Raw genomic sequence first — 4,555 nt, 5'->3', positions numbered from 1 at the left:
ATATTATGCTAGGGCTTTCTTTGAGTTAAAGGATACTAAAATCCCAACAATTAATAACATTACCATTATTTCAAGCAAAAGAGTCATAGACCACTTTGCAAGAATTGCTCCAGAAAAAGAACTTGTAAGCATTATTGTAAAGTTAAAGGTTGCAGATTGCAAGGAAGTTGCAACAACTGATGCATTGGATGGCACTTGCCTTGCTACCGCTGTTTGAAAAAGAGCAACAAGTGCTCCAAAACCTATTCCCCACAAGAAAAAAGCCGTATGGCATAAAATACTAATGTTTGACAAAAAACTAAATATTGTAAAAGATAAGAAAGAACAAGTAAACATAAATACTGTCAAATACCTCATATTCTTATCTATTACCTTTCCTGCGATTATAACAGATAAAATTGACCCAAATCCAAAGAGAATTTGAGCAAATCCTATTCCTCTATTATAATTTATTGATGTAATTAAATTAGTTATATAAGTATATATTCCGTAGTTTGTTATCGATGCTATTGCAGTAAGGAACATTGTTAGTAAAACTCCCCTATTCTTGATTAAGGTAAGAGGTGAGTTAGATTTTTCTTTCTTTACACCAGAAACATCGGGTAGCATAAAAAAACAAGCGACAGCTATGGTTGCTATTGCTAGAGCAATACCAAAAAATTCAGCCCTCCAGCTTATCCTTGTGCCGATATATGTAAATAATGGTATACCAAGGCTCATCCCAAAAGTCGTTCCACTCATTATTACAGTAACTGCGAGACCCTTGTGTTTTTCATCTGTAAGCTTCATTCCATAAGCAGCAATCATAGGCCATAAGACACCTGCACATATTCCTCCAACAATCCTACCTATCAAAGCAAAGACGTAAGAACTTGCTAGTCCTACTAGTAAATTGCTAAGAGAAAAGCCTATAAGTAGAACAAGAAGTAATTTTTTCCTAGAAAACTCCACAGTGGATGATATCAAAGGAATACCAAATACAGCACTAGCTATGGCATAAAATCCAACCAAATTTCCACTAGAAGCTTCGCTAATATCCAAGCCGTCCATAAGCTCTGGTAAGATTCCAGAAGGAACTAGCTCAGTCGAGATGGCCATGAAGGTTACACTAGCCATAAGGATAAAAATTGGTAAACAAAATATTTTATCTTTGTCCAAATAAATTCTCCTTTCAAAAATAATAGCCAGAAGTCCTACTTCTAGCTAAGTAATTATACTATTTGATATGGAAATATACAATTATAAAGGATATACCCAATAATTAAAATTTGTCTATTAAATTGATTTCATACTTGTAGGTTTTTTTTATACCTAATGTTCCTCTTTTTACAAAGACATCTTCGCTGACAATTTTACCACCACATTTTTCTGCAACACGATTTGATGCTTTATTGTCTTGGTTTACTTCTATAGTTACCTTGCTTGCACCATTTTTCTTGGCAAAGGAAATTAATCCCTTGGCAATTTCTGTTGCATATCCCTTACACCATAAATCTTTGTGAACACAATAAGCAATATCATAAATTTCCCTATCAGGGCTTATTATAAAACTACAAGTACCAACCCTCTCTTTGCTATCTTTAAGAACAGGAATCAGATAGCAACATTCTTCGTCATCACCCAATTGTTCAAGTTCTTTAAGGTAAGCTTCATCTATTCCTTCAATTGCCTTGTCTGGAAGATACTTGCCCATCTCTGGGTCATTCCAAATTTTGTAAGCCCAAAGGGCATCCTCCTTGCAAAAACCTCTCAATAAAAGTCTTGGTGTCTCAATTTCTCTTATTTTCATCTAATCTTCTTTCTAAAAATAAAATAGTTTTTATAGAAAAATAACAAACATCTAAAGTTTAATCCTAACCTAGATGTTTGCTATAAATTTTATAAGTCTATAAAACTATGTCCTTACCTTCTAAGATTAGGTTCATATTTCTAGCTGAACACATGCTTCCACACATAGTGCATGTGCCCTCTTCTTCTGGTTGAGATGATGCCCTATACTCCCTACATTTTTCTGGATCCATAGCTAATTCAAACATTCCTTCCCAATCAAGTTTTTGACGTCTTTTGCTCATCTCAAGGTCAATATCTCTAGCATGGCTTAATTTAGCAATATCTCCTGCGTGAGCTGCAATCTTTGCTGCAATAATTCCTTCCTTTACATCATCCACATCAGGTAGTCTAAGGTGTTCTGCTGGTGTTACATAGCATAAGAAATCTGCCCCATGACTTGCTGCAATTGCTCCACCAATAGCACTTGTGATATGATCATATCCTGGAGCAATGTCTGTAACAAGTGGACCTAAGACGTAGAAAGGTGCATTATGGCAAAGTTTCTTTTCAAGTTTCATGTTCATTTCGATATCATTAATTGGAACATGACCTGGGCCTTCAATAATTACTTGGACATCTTTCTCCCACGCCCTTTTAGTAAGCTCACCTAAGGTGATTAGCTCTGCTATTTGAGCAGGATCTGTTGCATCGTGGATACCACCCGGTCTTAGAGAATCTCCCAAAGAAAGGGTAACATCATACTCTCTTAGGATATCCAAAAGTTCATCATAGTATTCATAGAAAGGATTTTCCTGATTATTCATCATCATCCATCCAAATAATAGAGAGCCTCCACGAGATACAATCTCATTTACTCTTCTATTTCTCATAAATATTTCAGCATTTGCCCTATTTATTCCACAGTGGATAGTTACAAAATCAACTCCATTTTCTGCATGATTTCTTACTACGTCCAAAAATTCATGTGCCTTAATAAAACTTAATCCCTTATCCAAAAAACCAACCGCATCATACATTGGTACAGTTCCTATCATGGCTGTGGACTTTTCTATAAGTTTTTTTCTAAATTCTTGAGTTTTGCCGTAATTTGATAAATCCATAATAGATTCAGCACCCATTTTTAGAGCCATATCAACTTTTTGCATCTCTAAGTCAAGGTCATTTAGGTCTTTTGAAATACCAAGGTTGACGTTGATTTTTGTTTTGAGTCCACTACCTATTCCTTCAGGTGAAATAGAATTATGATTCTTATTTCTTGGAATTACAATCTCTCCCTTAGCAATTTTGTCCAAAAGAAATTCTTCGCTAACATTTTCTTTTTTGGCAACAATTTTCATCTCTTCTGTTACAAAACCATGTTTTGCAGCTTCCATCTGTGTCTTATATTTCATAAATTAAAAAAACCTCCTAAAATACTTATAGGAGTATAAACATGCTTCATCCCTTGCAGGCATTATCCTGTCCGGTTTGATGGTCGAAGTCGAACTTCCTCTCAGCACATAGCTCCCATAGATCATTAATTTACATATACATTATAATAGAAAAAGAAGATTAAGTAAAATTTTTTATACCAAATCTCCTTGCAAGTTTATTTAATCTTCTTTTCTTTACGAATCTTTATTACCACATCCATAGCTAGTTCAAGAGCATAAGATAATGTATCCTCAGCCCAATTTCTCTGGTCATAATTTTCAACATCACAAAGTGTGTCTGCCGTAAAAAGTATCTCACCCCAGATTACATCTCTAAGTTTTGCTAGGGCACATAGAGCTGCACACTCCATTTCAACAACCCTACATCCTTCTTCCACCCTATATTTTACCATAGCTTCGGTTTCTCTATAAAATCCATCAGTAGTCCAAGTCGTAGTTTCTATATAATTTATTCCTCTTTCCAAAAAAAGATCTTTTATCGCCCCAACTGCTTTTTTATCAATATCGACAAACCTTGAAGGCTTCATATAATGATAGCTAGTCCCCTCGTCCCTAAGAGCTCTTGTAGGTATTACAAAAACTGATTCTTCTATATCAACTAAACAACCACATGTCCCAGTAGATATTATCTCCCTAACTCCGTAAGCAATCAGCCAATCTAAAAACTGGGCAGCCGCAGCAGAGCCCACTGGAGCTTGACTAAAGCAAATTTCGTATCCCTTGTATTTAGTAACATAAACTGGATATAGTTTTGTGGCTGAAACAAATTCCGAAACCTTGATGGCCTTATTTTTCAAAGCATATTCATCAATCTCATCTCCCAAAAATCCATAAACACATTTCTCGGGCAAAATCAAATCTAAATTCTCATGGTTAGGCATTATTACCGAACTTCCACTATCATCAAATTCCAAAATAGGAAACTCATTCTTAAACAATGTCATCTACAAATCCTCAAGACTCCTTATTAATATTTTTCACAACAAATTTACACTTTGGAAAATTAGAACAACCCCGAAATGCCCCATATTTCCCATTTAGCAATTTGTATACATCATCTTATTTAAAAACGCTGTTTGTATATAAAAAACCACATATATATCGAAAAAAAAAATTATTTATCATTATTATAACTTCTTACTCCAATATAATTTTATGGATTTGCTTATTAACAATTGACAAATCCCAACAGTTATTAGAGTCAAGCACACAATCTTATTTATAAATCCCGCTAGAATAGCTGCAATGAATATTGCAATAGATAATTTAACTAAGACAGGAAACTGTCTCTTATACACATCTGACGCTGCCGACGACCTAACACAGGTGTA

General features: G+C 34.7%; 5 protein-coding genes. All 5 read right to left on the bottom strand.

The features are described 5' to 3' along the window. Positions 1-3: 3 nt before the first annotated feature. Complete coding sequence (locus Q0W95_RS07530; RefSeq protein WP_297791462.1) at positions 4-1,158, bottom strand: MFS transporter; 1,155 nt, start codon at positions 1,156-1,158, stop codon at positions 4-6. Between the two features lie 103 nt (positions 1,159-1,261). Beyond that, a complete protein-coding gene (locus tag Q0W95_RS07525) occupies positions 1,262-1,789 on the bottom strand; it encodes a GNAT family N-acetyltransferase (RefSeq protein ID WP_297791460.1) in 528 nt (175 codons plus the stop codon). A gap of 97 nt (positions 1,790-1,886) precedes the next feature. Beyond that, positions 1,887-3,182: a phosphomethylpyrimidine synthase ThiC gene (gene thiC, locus Q0W95_RS07520; RefSeq protein WP_297791458.1), complete on the bottom strand. Its 1,296-nt coding sequence runs from the start codon at positions 3,180-3,182 to the stop codon at positions 1,887-1,889. A 197-nt stretch (positions 3,183-3,379) separates the two neighbouring features. Beyond that, positions 3,380-4,168: a nucleoside phosphorylase gene (locus tag Q0W95_RS07515; RefSeq protein ID WP_297791456.1), complete on the bottom strand. Its 789-nt coding sequence runs from the start codon at positions 4,166-4,168 to the stop codon at positions 3,380-3,382. A gap of 10 nt (positions 4,169-4,178) precedes the next feature. Then, positions 4,179-4,268, bottom strand: coding sequence for a topoisomerase DNA-binding C4 zinc finger domain-containing protein (locus tag Q0W95_RS07875; protein ID WP_366800496.1), 90 nt, complete (start codon positions 4,266-4,268; stop codon positions 4,179-4,181). Between the last annotated feature and the right edge of the window lie 287 nt (positions 4,269-4,555).

This window comes from uncultured Anaerococcus sp., assembly GCF_947253225.1.
Classification (GTDB): domain Bacteria; phylum Bacillota; class Clostridia; order Tissierellales; family Peptoniphilaceae; genus Anaerococcus.
The sequence above is the reverse complement of the archived record's forward strand: the minus strand, read 5'-3'. Positions and strand labels throughout refer to the sequence as shown.